The sequence below is a fragment of the Streptomyces sp. NPDC007808 genome (assembly GCF_042868655.1).
Classification (GTDB): domain Bacteria; phylum Actinomycetota; class Actinomycetes; order Streptomycetales; family Streptomycetaceae; genus Streptomyces.
This window is the reverse complement of the sequence record NZ_JBIAEQ010000006.1, coordinates 268,326-284,635: the sequence shown is the minus strand read 5'-3', so window position 1 is coordinate 284,635 and position 16,310 is coordinate 268,326. Positions and strand designations below refer to the sequence as shown.

The 16,310-nt window shown below is 72.4% G+C and carries 15 protein-coding genes; 9 read left to right on the top strand and 6 right to left on the bottom strand.

What is annotated here, in order from left to right:
* Positions 1–189: 189 nt before the first annotated feature.
* On the bottom strand, positions 190–804 hold the full coding sequence (locus tag ACFYNL_RS23645) for a TetR family transcriptional regulator (protein WP_388806698.1): 615 nt from the start codon (positions 802–804) through the stop codon (positions 190–192).
* A complete protein-coding gene (locus ACFYNL_RS23640) occupies positions 801–1,418 on the bottom strand; it encodes a hypothetical protein (protein WP_388806697.1) in 618 nt (205 codons plus the stop codon). The genes ACFYNL_RS23645 and ACFYNL_RS23640 overlap by 4 nt, the downstream gene beginning before the upstream one ends.
* Before the next feature lie 150 nt (positions 1,419–1,568).
* On the opposite strand from ACFYNL_RS23640, the gene hmgA reads away from it, so the two are divergent.
* The 3 genes from hmgA to ACFYNL_RS23625 are packed head-to-tail and all read left to right on the top strand — an operon-like array spanning position 1,569 to position 4,830.
* Positions 1,569–2,885, top strand: a complete 1,317-nt coding sequence (hmgA, locus tag ACFYNL_RS23635; protein ID WP_388806695.1) for a homogentisate 1,2-dioxygenase — start codon at positions 1,569–1,571, stop codon at positions 2,883–2,885.
* Positions 2,886–2,911: 26 nt separating this feature from the next.
* Positions 2,912–3,661 carry a GntR family transcriptional regulator gene (locus ACFYNL_RS23630; RefSeq protein ID WP_388806693.1) on the top strand — a complete coding sequence of 250 codons (750 nt, stop codon included), beginning with the start codon at positions 2,912–2,914 and terminating at the stop codon, positions 3,659–3,661.
* 26 nt (positions 3,662–3,687) lie between these two features.
* Positions 3,688–4,830 (top strand): type ISP restriction/modification enzyme, encoded by a 1,143-nt coding sequence (locus tag ACFYNL_RS23625; protein WP_388806692.1) that lies wholly within the window; start codon positions 3,688–3,690, stop codon positions 4,828–4,830.
* A 10-nt stretch (positions 4,831–4,840) separates the two neighbouring features.
* Here ACFYNL_RS23625 and ACFYNL_RS23620 read toward each other — a convergent pair whose 3' ends face one another.
* Positions 4,841–5,554, bottom strand: coding sequence for a TetR/AcrR family transcriptional regulator C-terminal domain-containing protein (locus ACFYNL_RS23620; RefSeq protein ID WP_388806690.1), 714 nt, complete (start codon positions 5,552–5,554; stop codon positions 4,841–4,843).
* Positions 5,555–5,617: 63 nt separating this feature from the next.
* Here ACFYNL_RS23620 and ACFYNL_RS23615 point away from each other — a divergent pair, with 63 nt between their 5' ends.
* Together ACFYNL_RS23615 and ACFYNL_RS23610 are read left to right on the top strand one after the other, a co-directional pair.
* Positions 5,618–6,556, top strand: coding sequence for an ATP-binding cassette domain-containing protein (locus tag ACFYNL_RS23615; protein ID WP_388806688.1), 939 nt, complete (start codon positions 5,618–5,620; stop codon positions 6,554–6,556).
* The gene (locus tag ACFYNL_RS23610; protein WP_388806686.1) at positions 6,553–7,335 is read left to right on the top strand and encodes an ABC transporter permease; all 783 of its coding nucleotides are present in this window, start codon (positions 6,553–6,555) and stop codon (positions 7,333–7,335) included. The genes ACFYNL_RS23615 and ACFYNL_RS23610 overlap by 4 nt, the downstream gene beginning before the upstream one ends.
* A gap of 267 nt (positions 7,336–7,602) precedes the next feature.
* Here ACFYNL_RS23610 and ACFYNL_RS23605 read toward each other — a convergent pair whose 3' ends face one another.
* From ACFYNL_RS23605 to ACFYNL_RS23595, 3 genes are all read right to left on the bottom strand, one after another.
* Positions 7,603–7,872 carry a hypothetical protein gene (locus tag ACFYNL_RS23605; protein WP_388806684.1) on the bottom strand — a complete coding sequence of 90 codons (270 nt, stop codon included), beginning with the start codon at positions 7,870–7,872 and terminating at the stop codon, positions 7,603–7,605.
* A gap of 126 nt (positions 7,873–7,998) precedes the next feature.
* A complete protein-coding gene (locus ACFYNL_RS23600) occupies positions 7,999–8,817 on the bottom strand; it encodes an anti-sigma factor domain-containing protein (RefSeq protein ID WP_388806682.1) in 819 nt (272 codons plus the stop codon).
* Positions 8,814–9,356, bottom strand: coding sequence for a sigma-70 family RNA polymerase sigma factor (locus tag ACFYNL_RS23595; protein ID WP_388806680.1), 543 nt, complete (start codon positions 9,354–9,356; stop codon positions 8,814–8,816). Before ACFYNL_RS23595 ends, ACFYNL_RS23600 begins: the two co-directional genes overlap by 4 nt.
* 230 nt (positions 9,357–9,586) lie before the next feature.
* Here ACFYNL_RS23595 and ACFYNL_RS23590 point away from each other — a divergent pair, with 230 nt between their 5' ends.
* From ACFYNL_RS23590 to ACFYNL_RS23575, 4 genes are all read left to right on the top strand, one after another.
* Entirely contained in the window at positions 9,587–11,119 is a 1,533-nt protein-coding gene (locus ACFYNL_RS23590; RefSeq protein WP_388806678.1) for a DUF4331 domain-containing protein, read from the top strand.
* A 107-nt stretch (positions 11,120–11,226) separates the two neighbouring features.
* The gene (locus tag ACFYNL_RS23585; protein ID WP_388806676.1) at positions 11,227–12,837 is read left to right on the top strand and encodes a tetratricopeptide repeat protein; all 1,611 of its coding nucleotides are present in this window, start codon (positions 11,227–11,229) and stop codon (positions 12,835–12,837) included.
* Positions 12,834–14,588 carry a sulfite exporter TauE/SafE family protein gene (locus ACFYNL_RS23580; RefSeq protein WP_388806675.1) on the top strand — a complete coding sequence of 585 codons (1,755 nt, stop codon included), beginning with the start codon at positions 12,834–12,836 and terminating at the stop codon, positions 14,586–14,588. Before ACFYNL_RS23585 ends, ACFYNL_RS23580 begins: the two co-directional genes overlap by 4 nt.
* Before the next feature lie 64 nt (positions 14,589–14,652).
* Positions 14,653–16,290, top strand: coding sequence for a serine/threonine-protein kinase (locus ACFYNL_RS23575; protein ID WP_388806673.1), 1,638 nt, complete (start codon positions 14,653–14,655; stop codon positions 16,288–16,290).
* Positions 16,291–16,310 lie beyond the last annotated feature (20 nt).

The following is a 16,310-nucleotide window of genomic DNA, read 5'->3' as shown; positions in this document are numbered from 1 at the left end:
GTACACCCGGGTATACGCCGGACCGGGACGATCCACCACCTCTCGGGCACACCCGTCCCCGCGCCCACCCGACTCCGCGGCCCGCCGGAGGCGACCCGCTCGATCCGGCGCCGCCGGCTCGTGTCCGCGAAGTCCGGTCGTCCACGTCGGGGAGACCCCGCGACGCCGGCATGATCCGAACGACAGGCCTCAGTCCAACACCCGCGCCAGATAGGCCCGCAGCATCTCCCTGGCCTCCTCGATGATCCGCTCGTCGCCCTCCGGGGCCATCCGGAAGGCGAGGTGGACCAGGGTGTCGGCGGTCTCGACGGCGATCAGGAAGGTGCGGCGCAGATCGTCGTCCGGCTCGCGGTCCAGATACCCGGAGAGCAACTCGGTGAGGCGGTCGGCGACGCGGTGGTTGGGTTCGCCGCGGGTACCGACCGGGATCTGGTTGCCGAAGTCGACGAGCGAGAAGCCGGGCGCCGTGCGCTTCATGGCGAGGTACTCGTCGAGCACGGCGTCCATCGCGACCTGCCAGCCTCCGTCGCCGCCCTCTTTCAGACGCTCGGCGACACGGGCGGTGTAGCGCTCGAGGTTGCGCTGGGCGAGGGCGTCGGCCATCTCGCGCTTGTTGCCGAAGAAGCGGTAGACGGAGCCGATGGGGACGCCGGCGCGCTGGGCGACGGCCCGGGTGCTCAGGTCGTCGTAGCCGACCTCGTCGAGGAGGTCGGCGCAGGCGTCGAGGATCCTGGTGAGCCGTTCGGCGCTGCGCCGCTGCACGGGCGCCCGGCGTAGCGATGCGGGGTGGGGCACGCTCTTCATGATGCCTTTCCGACGCGGCCCCGTGAACCTCGGCCCTCAGGACGGGGCCGGGCGCCCGGTGCGCCGCCCGCCTCGGCGGAGGGCGTCGGTGTCACGGCGGTCGCGGCCTGCGACGCCGTGATGTCGGCCGTGCTCTCGACGGGCTCGCCGTCCACCGCCCACACGGTGCCGTCGTCGGCGTACAGACGGACGGTGACGTGATGGGTGCCGCGCGGGACGAGGCCGGCGGGCAGGCGGTGCTCGAAGGTGCGCAGCCTGGTGACGAGACGGTCGTCCACGAAGAGGTACGCCAGTCCGCGCCCGGCCACGGCACGGGGCTTCACCCCGGCCGGCGAGAGACGGAAGTCGCGCAGCGTCACCCGCACGTCCCACTCTCCCCCGCCGCCGTCCGGGCCGGGTTGCACCTCGACGCCCACCTCGGGCACGTGCCCCTCGGCCGTCTCCCGGTAGTGACGTCCGTGCCTGTCGGTGTCGTCGAGGACCTCGCCCGCAGGGGACGGCGACAGACGGTGCTCGCCCTGGCCCCGGGCGGCGTCGGAGCCACAGCCCACCGTTCCGGTCAGCAGCAGGACACAGACCGCGAGCGCGGTGAGAGGAGTCCGGGTCCACGACATGCCCGGGAGACTAGAACACACCTACGACAGCCGGATCCCCCTTGAGTCTGGTTCCCGTCCTCCCTCCAGGCGATATGCGGCCGATCTCTTGCGCGCGGGAAATCGCAATCCTACGGTGTTCCATAGGAATCGGATCTCAAGGGAGCGATCATGAGCGGGGACTCGCGGAAGACCGCGGAAGGGCTGACCTACCTCTCCGGGTTCGGCAACGAGCACAGCTCGGAGGCGATGCCGGGCGCCCTGCCCCAGGGCCGCAACTCACCACAGCGCGCCCCGCTCGGGCTGTACGCCGAGCAGCTGAGCGGGACGGCGTTCACCGAACCGAGGGCCCACAACCGCCGCTCGTGGCTGTACCGCATCCGCCCGTCGGCCGCGCACCCGGCGTTCACCCGCACGGACAACGGCGCGATCCGCACGGCCCCCTTCACCGAGACCGTGCCGGACCCGAACCGCCTGCGCTGGAACCCCCTGCCCGAGCCCGCGCCGGGCACCGACTTCCTCGCCGGCCTGTGGACCCTCGGCGGCAACGGGGACGCCACCCAGCGCTCCGGCATGGCCGTGCACCTCTACCACGCCAACTCCTCGATGGACCGCGTCTTCAGCAACGCCGACGGCGAGCTGCTGATCGTCCCCGAGCACGGCGGACTGCTGCTGCACACGGAGTTCGGGCTGCTGCATGTGGAGCCCGCACATGTGGCGCTGATCCCCCGTGGGGTGCGCTTCCGTGTGGAGCTGCTGGATGCTGCCGCGCGCGGCTATGTGTGCGAGAACTACGGAGCCCCCTTCGTCCTCCCGGACCTCGGCCCGATCGGTGCCAACGGCCTCGCGAACGCCCGGGACTTCATGGCGCCGGTCGCCGCGTACGAGGACGTCGAGGGCCCCGTGGAGGTGGTGAACAAGTTCTGCGGAAACCTCTGGACCGCCACGTACGACCACTCACCGCTCGACGTGGTGGCCTGGCACGGCAACCATGTGCCGTACGTCTACGACCTACGCCGTTTCAATGTGATCGGCACCATCTCCTACGACCACCCCGACCCGTCGATCTTCACGGTGCTGACGTCCCCGTCGGACACCCCGGGCCTGGCCGGCGTCGACTTCGTGGTCTTCGCGCCGCGCTGGCTGGTGGGCGAGGACACCTTCCGGCCGCCGTACTTCCACCGGAACGTGATGAGCGAGTACATGGGACTTGTCGAAGGCGCCTACGACGCGAAGGCGGAGGGCTTCGTGCCGGGCGGCGGCTCACTGCACAACATGATGTCGGCGCACGGCCCCGACCGTGAGACCTTCGACAGGGCGAGCGCCGCCGAGCTGAAGCCGCAGAGGATCGACGACGGTCTGGCGTTCATGTTCGAGACCCGCTGGCCGGTGACGCTCACCGCGCAGGCCGCCGGTGCCGAACACCTGCAACAGCGCTACGACGACGTGTGGCAGGGCATGGAGCGGCACTTCCGCCCCTTGCACTGAACATTCCCGACCGGTACGGATGGCCCGTGACCTCCTTCGCCCCGGACTCGATCGTCCTGAACCGCAAGCTGCCGCTCTGGTACCAGGTGTCGCAGTCGCTGCGCGCCTCGATCCTCGGCCGCTCGCCCCAGGACCCGCTGCGGCTGCCCACCGAGGAGCAGTTGGCCGGGCACTACGGCGTGAGTGTGCTGACCATGCGGCAGGCGCTGAAGGAGTTGGAGGACGAGGGCCTGATCACCCGCCACCGCAGACGCGGCACGTTCATCGAGCCGGACGCCCGCCGGGGCACCCCCGTGCGGCTGCTCGGCTCGGTGGACGCGATCGTGGCCCAGCAGTCCGGCATGGCCACCGAACTGCTGGACCACGGCAAGGTGCCGGTGCCCGCCGAACTCATGGAGTACTTCCCGGACGTCGACGAGCTGGCGACGTACCACCGCCTGCGCGCCGACGAGAAGACCGGCGAGCCGACCAACCACGCCCGCAACTACGTCCGCCCCGAACTGGCCGCGCGCATCGACCTGGACGACCTGGTCCGCTGGCCGATGACCAAGGTGCTGCGGGATGTCGTCGGTGCGGACATCGGCCGCATCACGGACACCGTGCAGGCCCGCCTGGCGGACCCGGAGACGGCACGGCTGCTCCAAGTCCCGCTGCTGAGCCCGATCCTGCACTACACGGGCGTGACGTACGACAGGGACGGCCAGGTGCTGGACGCGGTGGTCATCCACTACCGGGGCGACCGCTTCTCCTTCACGGTGACCCTGGACGCCTCCTGACCCCGGTGTCGCCCGCAGGCCGTACGATGCCCAGCGTGACGCACGACGACGCTCCGCCGCTGGCGGACCTCATGCCGTGGTCCGTCGCACCGCCGCGGCTCGGCCGGGGGTGGCCGTCGGGCCCCGACGCGGCGTCCCTGAAGGCCCGCTGGGACGCCTTCGTGAAGGCCGAGGGCCCGGACCGGGAGGCCCTGCTGGAGCCGACGCGCTCCCGCACCCTGCACTCGGCGGTCGGCCGGCTGCCCGGCCAGTCCACCGGCACCGAGAAGCTGGTCCGCGCTTCGGGCCCCTGCCCCGCGCCGGTACGCGTCCTGCACGCGCCCTTCGACGAACAGTGGCTGATCCCGGACCACCGCCTGATCGACGCGGCCCGGCCCGAGCTGTGGCGGGTGGCGGACGAGCACCAGGTCTTCGTCCTGGAGACCCCGGAGTCCCGCCTGCTGGCGACCTCGCTGCTCCCGCTGGTCCGCCCCGGCCGCGTCCGTCCGCTGTACCGCCGGCCGGGCGGTGCGGAACCCAACCTGGCGCCGGGCCTCCTCGACCACCTCCGGGACCGGCTGGGCGGACCGGTCGAGCCGCTGGACGTCCTCGCCTGGACGCTGGCGGCCGTACGCCCGGACCTCACCGTCCCCCTCACCGACGACCCCGGGCTCTGGGCCCGCGGCGTGGCGTCGGGCCGGCGCGCCCTGTGGCTGATGCGCCGCGACGGGGACCGGCCGAAGCTGCCCGGCGGCCGCCGCCCGTACGTCCGCGCACCGCTCCCCTCCCGTCCGCTGACGCTCGCGTACGACCGTGACGAGGAGGCCCTGCTGCTGGACGAGGGCCGCATCTCACCGGTCCCCCCGGAGGCCTGGGACTACGAGGTGGCCGGTGTGAGGGTCCTGGAGCAGTGGTTCACCGCCCGTGTCATGGAGCCCGAGCCGGGCACCCTGGCGGCGATCCGCCCGGCGACCTGGCCGCAGGTGTGGACGTCGGAACTGCTGGAGCTGATCACGGTCCTGGCCCTGCTCGCGGAACTCCCGGCGACCGGTCTTGAGTTGCCGTCCACCGTCACGGCGGCCGAGCTCCGCGAGGCCGGCGTCCTGCCGGTCCCCGGGTCGGCCCGCAGACCGGCGACGGTGCTGGACGGGCACGAGGAGGGGCCCGAGGGACAACTCGCGCTGATCTAGGGTCTCGTCCCTAGGAGGCGGGGTCGAAGGCGTCCAGCACCCGTTCGAGCGCCCGCCGGAACACCGCCTCCAGATCGATGGGCCCGCTGTGCTCCATGAACGACGCGGCCAGGCGCGGATACCTGCCGGTGGCGACCTGGCCGCCGAGGTAGGCCATGCGGACCGCGTTCTCCTCCTCGGCGGACCAGGGCACCGAACGGGTCCGCTCGGCGGTGGCGATCTCGTTCGCCGTATACGTGGTGACGACGCCGTTGAGCAGCGCGACCAGCTCCATCTTCACGCTGTAGGGAACGTCCAGCGGGTCGAGGCAGGCCAGGCAGTGCTCCAGATACCGCAGGGTGTTGGGACTGAAGCCGTACACCCCTGACATCAGACGGGGCACCCAGGTGTGCCGGTGCATGATCGCGCGGGTCTCCAGCGCGTTGCGGATCATGTCGGCGCGCCAGTCACCCGTGGGGTCCTGGATCTCGTGCTCGGCGCCGATCGCGTCGATCATCAGCTCGTACAGGTCCTCCTTGCGGGGGACGTAGTTGTACAGCGACATCGTCCCGCAGCCCAGCTCGGCCGCGACATGCCGCATGGACACGGCGTCCAGCCCCCCGGCGTCGGCGATCCGCACCGCGGCGGCGGCGATGTCCGCACGTGTGAACGCGGGCCTGGGCCCTCGCCCGGTCCGCTCGGGTCGCGCCCAGATCACCTCGGGTTCGGCCGCCTTGCCCGCCATCGATCATCACCTCGCCCACCATCCTAGTTACGTACATCGTACGTAGTGCGCTATGGTCGACCCATGACTTCTACGTACGCTGTACTTAGTGAAGGCCTGGAGAAGCGCTTCGGGGAGGTGCACGCCCTGCGCGGGCTGGACCTCGCCGTCGCGCAGGGCACCGTCTGCGGTGTTCTCGGACCGAACGGCGCGGGCAAGACCACGGCCGTACGCCTGCTGACCACGCTCCTGCGCCCGGACGGCGGTTCGGCCCGGGTGGCCGGGCACGACCTGCTCCGGGAGCCGGCCGCCGTGCGGAGCCGGATCGGCGTCACCGGCCAGGACGCCTCGGTCGACGGCGATCTCACCGGCCGGCAGAACCTGCGGCTGTTCGCCCGGCTGCACCGGGTGCGCGGTCCGGCCGGGCGGGCCGACGAGCTGCTGGAGCGCTTCGGGCTGACCGAGGCGGCGGACCGGCCGGCGTCCACGTACTCGGGCGGGATGCGGCGGCGGCTGGACCTGGCGGCGAGCCTCGTCCGCCGGCCCGAGGTGCTGTTCCTGGACGAGCCCACCACCGGGCTCGACCCCGCGAGCCGCAACCGGATCTGGGACGCCGTACGGGAGCTGACCGCCGACGGCACGACCGTGCTGCTCACCACGCAGTACCTTCAGGAGGCCGACCAACTCGCCGACCACATCGCCCTGGTGGACCGCGGGCGGGTGGCCCACACCGGTTCGCCGGCGCAGTTCAAGGCGGTCATCGGCGCACACGTCGAGGTCGTCGTCCCCGACGCCGACGTCATGGCGAGGGCGGCGGCCGTCCTGGATCAACTCACCGGAGGCGAACCGCACTTCGATCAGGCGCGGCGGGCCGTGGGCGCGGTCACCCGGGACGCCACCCTCACCCTCCCGCGGCTGGTGCGCGAACTCGACGCGGCGGGTGTGCCGTTGCTCGACGCGAGCCTCAGACCTCCCACGCTCGACGATGTGTTCCTGCGACTGACCGAGGAGCGTGCGGCATGAGCACGGTGGCGTACGACGGCGGCGCGATGCTGGGCCGGCAGCTGCGGCGGCTCCGCAACAACCCGGGGCTGTTGATCCTGACCCAGACGATGCCGATCACCATGCTGCTGTTCTTCGGCTACGTCTTCGGCAGCGCTCTGGCGATGCCCGGCGCCCAGTACCGGTCCTTCCTGGTGCCCGGGCTGCTGGTGGCGACGGCGGCGAACGGCCTCATGACGGGCATGTTCCAGGCCGCCCAGGACATGCACCGGGGTGTGACGGACCGCTTCCGGACACTCCCGATGAGCCGGGCCGCCGTACCGCTCGGGCAGGCGGCCGCCGACCTGGTCGTGACGGCCGCGGGGACGGTGCCGTTCCTGCTGGTGGGGCTCGCGGTGGGGTGGCGGATCGAGGGGTCCGCACTCGAAGCGGCGGGCGCCCTGGGGCTGTTGCTGCTGTTCCGGTTCGCGACGACCTGGGTCGGGATCTTCCTCGGCCTGCTCACCCGCAACGAGGAGGCCGCCGGCCAGCTGGGCGGGGCGACCTTCATGCTGCCGCTGCTGTCCAACGCCTACATCCCGACCAACGGCCTGCCGAGCTGGCTGCGCACCCTCGCGGAGTGGAATCCGATCAGCGCGCTGACCACGGCCCTGCGGGACCTGTTCGGCAACGCGCCCGTACCGGACGGCGCCGCCTGGCCGGTCGCCCACCCGGTCGCCGGGTCACTGGCGTGGTGTGCGGTCCTGCTCGCGGTGTTCACACCGCTCGCCGTACGCAGGTACGCGCGCGGGGAGCGCTGACCAGCGGGTGGGTGTGTCACCGTGCACGGTCGCCGGGGAATGCCGACCGCACGGCGAACGGCCGTGCACGGTGCGGGGGTTGTGCGCGGGTCGCGGCCGATGAGCGGAATCGGGAAGGAGTTGGGGGACGTGCCCGCGCTCGGACGGCACTCCGGGACACCACTGCCCGCCGTGGGGATGACGGACGGCGACGGCGCGATGGGCGCCGGGCCGGAAGTGACCGCCGAACGCGGGCCCTCGAAGTCGTTCGAGGAACGCCGGTGCGACTCAGCGTCCGCCGAACAGCGAACGGCGCAGGCGACGCAGCGGGGCGAAGAGCGAGACGCGGCGGACCCGTGCACCACGGTCGCTGCCCGCGTGCTTGGTGTCACGAGTGGTCAGTTCACGCATCAGCGAGGTCGCCTCGGCCGCCTCCGTCTGGGGCACCGCGGGACCCGCCAGCACCGAGAGGTGGCGGTCGAGGCGCGAACTGGTCGCGCTGCTCCCGCACGTGATCGCAGGGACCCTGGCCCTGCTGCGCACTGTTATCTGTTCCATGTCACTCCCCACCCGTACGAGTCCACCCGGCCCGGGCAGGTTAACCCTATCGCCCCGGCGGGGCACGCGTGTATCGCGGTCACAGGATTCACCTTCCCCGTAAGGGTGTTGACAACCCGTCCGCCGTCACTCTCCGAATCCAACCGATTTCAGGGCGAGTTGGACAAGCGGCTGGCTGGTGGGCTGCGGCGAGCCGCCGTCCGGCTCGACGGTCACAGCCAGTGACGTCGCCGACTTGTCGAGATCGGACGCGACGAGGGGCGTGTCGCCGTCGAAGAGCCCGAGGGAGCGGGGTTCTGCGTCGGGGCGCATAGCCCAGAGCTGGTGGACCCGGCCGCTCGGCAACTCACCGTATCCGCGCAGAGTGACGATCGCCCGACCCTTGGATGCGGAAGCAACCACTCCGATCGTCCGCCCGCGCGCGTCCTCGCCGGAGGTCGCCCGGGCGTCGGGAGCCGCCAGAACGTTAGCGATCTCACTCGCCCGAGCCTGCTGGGCGTCGAGCCGGTCCTGGGTCCGCTCGGCCTGGACGGCGAACAGGGAGGCCACGACGAGGGCCGCGGCGGCCGTGACCGTGGCGAACGGCACGAGCAGCGGGCGCGACCTGGTCGCGCGGGTGCGCGGCGGCGGCTGGGCTCCCCACACATGGGGCGGCAACTGGGTGGCACGCGCGCGTGCCTGCTCCCGCCCGGCGGGCTCCTGCGCAGTGGTCCGTACGGCGGCCAGGACACGGTCGCGCATCGCGGCCGGCGCCGGGGCGGCCGCCGACCAGGCGAGGCGCACGGCGTCCTCGGACAGGGCCCGCACCTCGGCGGCGCAGCCGTCGCAGGTCTTCAGATGCTTCTCGAATCGCAGCCGCTCGCCGCCTTCCAGGGCGTCGAGGGCGTAGGGGGCGGCGAGCGAGTGCAGGTCCTCGCGCCGCAGCAGACGGCCGACGAAGCTCACGCGGCACCTCCCAGGCATTTGCGCAGCTGGGTGAGTCCGTCGCGCATACGGGTCTTGACCGTGCCCAGCGGCAGCGAGAGCCGCTCGGCCACCTCACGGTACGTGTAGCCGTCGTAGTAGGCGAGGGTGACCGACTGGCGCTGCAGCGCGGTGAGCCGGTCGAGGCAGCGGCGCACCCACTCGCGTTCGAGACCCGCCTCGACCTCCTCGGCGACATGGTCGAAGGCCGGATGGTTCGCGCGCAGGGCCTCGCGCTGCTCCCGCTCTCCGGCCGCGCGGGCGCTGCGCACCCGGTCGACGGCGCGGCGATGGGCGAGGGTGAGGACCCAGGACAGCGCGCTGCCCCGCCCGGGGTCGAACTTCGCGGCGGACCGCCACAGTTCGAGGAGCACCTCCTGGGCCACCTCCTCGGACTGCGCGGGGTCGCGCAGCACGCGCCGTACGAGCCCGTACACCGGCCCGGACACCAGCCCGTACAGCTGCTCGAAGGCGTACTGGTCACCGCCCGCCACGAGCACCAGCAACTCGTCCGCCTCCAACTCGTCTCCCCCTCCAGCAAGACCGCATCTCGGCCGTCCCGTCCCACGAGGTCTTCGCAACGCACGCACCTCCGGATGGGGTTACGGATCAGCGGCCCGAAAACGCGGGTCGCCCGACGATGAAACAACTTTTCACTTCAACCGTAAGAACGCTTGGGATTCGACCAATCCACCCTGGCGACGGCTCCGAATCGGATGCGTCAGGCAAGTTGGCACTGAGGACGGACGGCATGACACCTAATTCCAGGAGCGGTGCGGGACGCAGGGGCATCGCGACCCTCATCTGTGGTGCGCTGGCCGCCGGGGGGCTCGCAGCCGCCGGCGTGACCGCGCTGGAACCGGGGGCGGCCTCCGCCTCCAGCCACCGCGAGGCCCCGCTGATCTCGGGGACTCCGCAGTACGACAACACGGACGTGTACGCGTTCGTCAGTCCGGACAAGCCGGACACGACGACGATCATCGCGAACTGGATCCCGTTCGAGGAACCGGCCGGCGGACCGAACTTCTTCACGTTCGCCGAGGACGCGCAGTACGACATCAACATCGACAACAACGGTGACGCGCAGGGCGACCTGCTCTACCGCTTCACGTTCGACACGCACGTCAAGAACAAGAAGACGTTCCTGTACAACACGGGCCCGGTCGAGAGCCTGGACGACCCGGACCTCAACATCACGCAGACGTACGACATCGAGCTGATCAAGCTCAAGAACCAGTACCCGGTCTCCAGGACGAAGGTCGCCAACGACGTGCCGGTGGCACCGTCGAACGTCGGCAAGGCGTCCATGCCGGACTACGCCAAGCTGCGTGAACAAGCCGTGCACAAGCTCGCGGGCGACGCCACCGCGTTCGCCGGGCAGGCCGACGACCCGTTCTTCCTGGACCTGCGCGTCTTCGACCTGCTGTACGGCGGGAACCTCTCCGAGGTCGGCAACGACACGCTCAAGGGCTACAACGTCAACTCCATCGCCCTCCAGGTCCCGAACCACATGATCGCCGAGTCGGCGGAGCAGCCGGTGGTCGGCATCTGGTCGACGACCCGGCGCAAGAACGCCAAGGGCCGCTTCCAGCAGGTCTCGCGCCTGGGCAACCCGCTGGTGAACGAGGTCGTCAACCCGCTGAAGGACAAGGACAAGTTCAACGCGTCCCTGCCCGTGGACGACGCGCAGTTCCTGAAGAACGTCACCAACCCGGAGCTGCCGAAGCTCATCGAGGCCATCTACAAGATCCCGGCCCCGGCCGAGCCGCGCAACGACCTGGTCGACGTCTTCCTCAAGGGCGTGAAGGACCTCAACCAGCCGCCGCACGTCACACCGTCGGAGATGCTCCGCCTGAACACCTCGATCAAGCCCGCCGCTGAGCCCAAGCGGCTCGGCGTCCTCGACGGCGACAACGCGGGCTTCCCGAACGGCCGCCGCCTCACCGACGACGTGATCGACGCCTCGCTCCAGGTCGTCGAGGGTGAACTGGTGGGCGCCAAGAACGACTTGGGTGACGCGGTCGACAAGAACGACAAGGAGTTCGAGAAGGCCTTCCCGTACGTCGCCCTGCCGACCGAGGGTTCGCGCGGCCCGCTCGCCAAGGGCACGGACGGCTCCACGGACGTCCGCAGCCAGCTCGGCGACGCGCTGCAGCCCGCGGGTGCCTCCGGCACCGAGGACACGACCCTGATCGCCGCCTCGGCGGGCGCGGGAGCGCTGGGCGTCCTGCTGATCGGCGCGGCCCTGGCCTGGTGGCGCCGTACGCGCAACCGGGCCTACTAGCCGGCCCTCCGACCGGCGCGGCCCGCGAGGACTCGACCCCCACGGCGCGGGCCGCGCCGCCCCGCACGACAACGTCCCGTCCACAGCAAGGTGACCGAGGAGAGGGCATGGCCCCGCGCACGAACGACAACGAGCCCGAGCGGGACGACGACGTCCGGGACGTCGCCGACCCGACGGCCTCGCACGGGGGCCCCGCGCTGCCCGGGACCGGCGAGGGGGCCGACGAGCGCGCCGCCGCGGTGCGGCGGGTCAGGACGGCGCGGGAGCGGAAGGACCACGCGGGGGCGTCCGACGGCGAGCGGGAGAACGGCCCCGCGCTCTCGGCGCCGGCCCGTGTCGTCGGGGGCGAGGAGGCCCGCCGGGTCGCCGCCGTACGCCGTACCGCCGCGGCCGGCCGCCGCCGCGCTCTGCACCTCGCGGGGTGCGCCGCCCTCCTCGCCGTCGCCTTCACCGCCGGCTCCGTCGCGATCGGCGCGGCCCGCGGCGACGACGGCCGGCGCATCGCCCCCGCCTCCGCCGCCGTGTCCCCCGGCCTCCTCGCGACCGCCGACCTCGACACCGGCATCACCTCCCTCCAGGCCCACCTGCGCGACCAGCCGAAGGACTTCACCGGCTGGGCCACCCTCGGCCTCGGGTACGTCGAACAGGCCCGCACCAAGGGCGACCCCTCCCGCTACCCCCAGGCCGAGCGGGCTTTCGAACGCTCCCTCGACCTGAAGCCCGGCAACGACCAGGCCCTGGCCGGCCGCGCCGCCCTCGCCGCCGCACGGCACGACTTCGAGGACGCCCTGAACTACGCCGACCAGGCCCTGAAGCAGAACCCCTACAGCGAGCGCGCCCTGTGCACGCGCGTCGACGCCCTGGTCGAACTCGGCCGCTACGCCGACGCCGCCGAGGCCGCCGACACCGCCGACCAGCGCCGGCCCGGCATCCCTGTCTTCACGCGCTACGCGTACGTGCGCGAACTGCGCGGCGACGTGGACACGGCCCGCCGCGTCCTGGAGCAGGCCCTCTCCTCGGCCGCCTCCCCCGGCGACATCGCCTACGTCGCCACCCAGCTCGGCCAGCTCGCCTGGAACCAGGGCGACCACGACAGGGCCCTCACGCACTACGCCCGCGCCCTCGCCGCGGACGACGACTACGTCCCCGCCCTCGAAGGCCGCGCCCGTGCCCAGGCGGCGAACGGCGACCGGGACGCGGCGATCGAGGGCCTGAAGGACGTCGTCTCCCGCTACCCCCTCCCGGGCCCGCTCGTCGAACTCGGCGAGCTGTACGAGGCGACCGGTGACAAGGCCGAGGCCGACGACCAGTACGCCCTCGTCGACGCCTGGACGGCCCTGGCCCGCGCCAACGGCGTCAACGCCGACCTCGACACCGCCCTCGCCGCAGCCGATCACGGCGACAGGGCCGCCGCGCTGCGCGCCGCCCGCGCCGAGTGGAACCGCCGACACACCGTGCACACCGCGGACGCGCTCGCCTGGGCGCTGCACGTCAACGGCAAGGACGAGGAAGCCCTCGGGTACGCCCGCAAGGCCACGGCCACCGGTTACCGCAACGCCGCGTTCCGCTACCACCGCGGGATCATCGAGCGCGCCAACGGCAACACCGAGCAGGCCCGTGAGCATCTGCGGGCCGCGCTGAAGCTGAACCCCGGCTTCTCGGCGCCGGGCGCCCGAGAGGCCCGTACGGCCCTGAAGGCTCTGGAGGCCGCCGAGTGACCCCCCGTCGACTGCTCGCCTCGGCCGCGGCCGTCCTCACGACGAGCTGCGCGCTCGCCCTGTTCGCCGCCCCCGCCGCGAGCGCGCACCCCCTCGGCAACTTCACCGTCAACCGCTACGACGGCCTGGTCGCCGCCCCCGGCGAACTCCGGGTCCACCATGTCGAGGACCTCGCCGAGATCCCGGCGACCCAGGCGAAGCCGGACATCGAGAAGGCGGGCATGGCGGGCTGGGCCCGGCAGCGGTGCGAGGAGGCCGCGCGGGACAGCGAGGTCACCGTGGACGGCCGTACCGTCGATCTGGCGCTGCACGGCAGCCACGCGCGCGTGCGGCCCGGTCAGGCGGGGCTGGACACCCTGCGGGTGGAGTGCCGGCTGACGGCGCCGCTCCCCGAGAAGGCCGCGGTCGCCGTGGGTTTCCGGGGTGCGGGAGCCGAGGCGGGGCCCGGCTGGCGGGAGATCACGGCGCGCGGCGACCGGATGACGCTCGCCGGCTCGGACGTGCCGAAGGAGTCGCTCTCCGGCGAACTGACGGAGTATCCGGAGGAGTTGCTGTCCTCCCCCGCCGACACCAGGAGCGCGTCCCTGCGGGTGCGCCCGGGAGGACCCGCCCTCGCCGACGAGGAACCGGCCGCGCCGGGCAGTTCCGTGCTGCCGCGTGGCGCCGACCGCTGGACGCGGGCCCTGGACGACCTGGTCTCCCGCCAGGACCTCACCGCCGGCTTCGCCGCCCTCGCCCTGGTCATCGCGGTCTTCCTCGGCGCGATGCACGCGCTCGCCCCGGGCCATGGCAAGACGATCATGGCCGCGGTCGCGACCGCACGGGGCGGCCAGGCCCGTCTCAAGGACGTCCTGCCCCTCGCCGCCTCGGTGACCGTCACCCACACCCTGGGCGTGGTCGCCCTGGGCGTCCTGATCACGGCCGGCTCGGCGGCGGCACCGTCGGTCATCACCTGGCTGGGCATCGCGAGCGGTGTCCTGGTGGCACTGGCGGGCGTGACGTTGGTGCGCCGGGCGTGGCACATCCGCGGACACGGGCACGGGCACGCGCACGGTCACTCACACACGCACGACGGCCCGGACGGCCACCCGCACCATCACGACGACCACACCCACGCGCACGAGCACAGCCACGACCACGACCACAACCACAACCACAGCCACGAGCACGCCCCCCGGCGTGAACCGGTCCTGGTCACCGCGCACACGCACACCGCGCCGAAGTCCCCGGTCTCCGCACCCGGCCCCCGGCACGAGCACGGCCACAGCCACGCCCCCGATCACGCCTCCGAGCCCGCCCAAGCGCACCCCCACGCCCACGCCCACCCCCACCCCAACCCTCACTCTCACTCCCACGGCCTTTTGACCCACACCCACGGTGGCTTCACCCACACGCACTCCACCGCTCCCACCCTCCGCGGCACGATCCTCCTCGGCTTCGCCGGCGGCCTGGTGCCCAGCCCTTCCGCGGTCGTCGTGCTCGTCGGCGCCGCGGCGCTCGGCAAGGCGTGGTTCGGGCTGCTGCTCGTCGTGGCCTACGGCGTCGGGCTCGCGCTGACGCTGACCGCGGCCGGCTTCGCCGTCGTCAAGCTGGGTACCGGCGTCACCCGGCTCCTGGACCGGCGCCCCCGCTGGACCGCACACCCGGTCACCACCTTCCTGCGCAGGACAGCACCGCTGGGATCGGCGTTCCTCGTCGTCCTTCTCGGGGTCGGATTGGTGTTCCAGGGGGCGGCATCCGCACTCGGCTGAGCTACTTTTGGGAAGAAATAAGACGGAGTGGAAGATTCGCACGGATGGCGAACGGGGGACGCCCGTGTCCGAAGAACCGGGCAGTGAACGTCTGATCGCAGGCCGCTACCGCCTCCTGTCCCCGCTCGGTGAGGGCGGCATGGGCACGGTGTGGCGGGCCCATGACGAGTTGCTGAACCGCGAGGTGGCGGTCAAGGAAGTGCGCGCGCCGCACGGGCTGCCGGCCTCGGAGGTCGAGCGGATGTACGCCCGGCTGGAGCGCGAGGCGTGGGCGGCGGCGCGGGTCGCCAACCGCAATGTCGTCACGGTGTACGACGTGGCGACGCAGGACGGCCGGCCCTGGATCGTCATGGAGCTGGTCCGCGGGATCTCGATGGCGGAGCTCCTCGACGCCGAGGGCCCGCTGAGCCCGCAACGCGCCGCGCACATCGGCGCCGAGGTGCTCTCCGCGCTGCGTGCCGCACACGAGGCCGGGGTGCTGCACCGGGACGTGAAGCCGGCCAACGTACTGCTGTCGAACGACGGCCGGGTCGTCCTGACCGACTTCGGGATCGCCATGGTGGAGGGCAGCTCCGCGCTGACGATGACCGGCGAGGTCATCGGCTCCCCCGAGTTCCTCGCCCCGGAGCGGGCGCTGGGCCGCACGCCCGGACCGGAGTCCGATCTGTGGTCCCTCGGGGTGCTCCTCTACGCCGCGGTGGAGGGCAACTCCCCGTTCCGCCAGGACACCCCGCTCAGCACCCTGCGCGCGATCGTCGACGAGGAGCTGCCCCCGCCGCACCGGGCCGGGCCGCTCGCCCCGGTCATCGAGGGGCTGCTGCGCAAGGACCCGGCCGAGCGGCTGCCGGCCGACCGGGCCGAACAGGATCTGCGCGTCGTCGGTGCCGGGGGTACCCCCTCTGGGGGAGGCACACCGCGCGCCGGCGCCGTCCGGGCGGCCCCCTATCCGCCGACGCTCGCGGCCCACCCGACGCCGACCGCCCCGACGTCGCCCCTCCCGCCGCCCGGAGCGACCCGTCCCGCAGCGGCCGCGGGCCCCGGTCAGGACACCGCCCCCGTCCGTCCCGAGCGCAACCGCCGGGCGGCCGTCGCCCTGGTCGCGGGTGTCGCCGCTCTCGCGCTGGCCGTGGCGGGGCTGACGTACGTGCTCCTCGACCGTGAGAACGGCGGCGGGAACGAAGGGAGCGGCACCCCCACCGTCCAGACGCGGGAGCCCACTGCGCCGACCGAGGACGAGAACACCGCGGGCGACGACGAGACCCCGACGCCGAGTCCGAGTCCGAGCAGCAGTCGGACGACCGCTGCGCCGCCGCAGTCCGTACGGGTGTCGCTGGCGGGCTCGAACACGGAGTACTCCGGGCCCTGTCCGCCGCCGAGCGGCGAGGCGCCCGCTTTCACGGCGACGTTCACGGTGGGGCGGCTGCCTGCGGAGGTCAGCTACCGCTGGGTGTCGGAGGACGGCGAGGTGATGGACCAGGGGTGGAAGACGCTGTCGTTCCCGGACGGGGGCGGGCGGAGCAAGCAGGACAGGGTGTTCTTGACGACCTACGACGAGAACGGGACGTTCGAGAGCGAGATCGGTGTCGAGGTGCGCGAGCCGGTGGAGACGAAGTCCGACTCCGTCGCGTTCTCGGTGACGTGTGTGACGGAGACCCCGACGGGCGGGGTCTCGCCATCGCCTTCCGAGGAGCCGACCTCGTAGGCGAGCCATGGCGGCCTGAC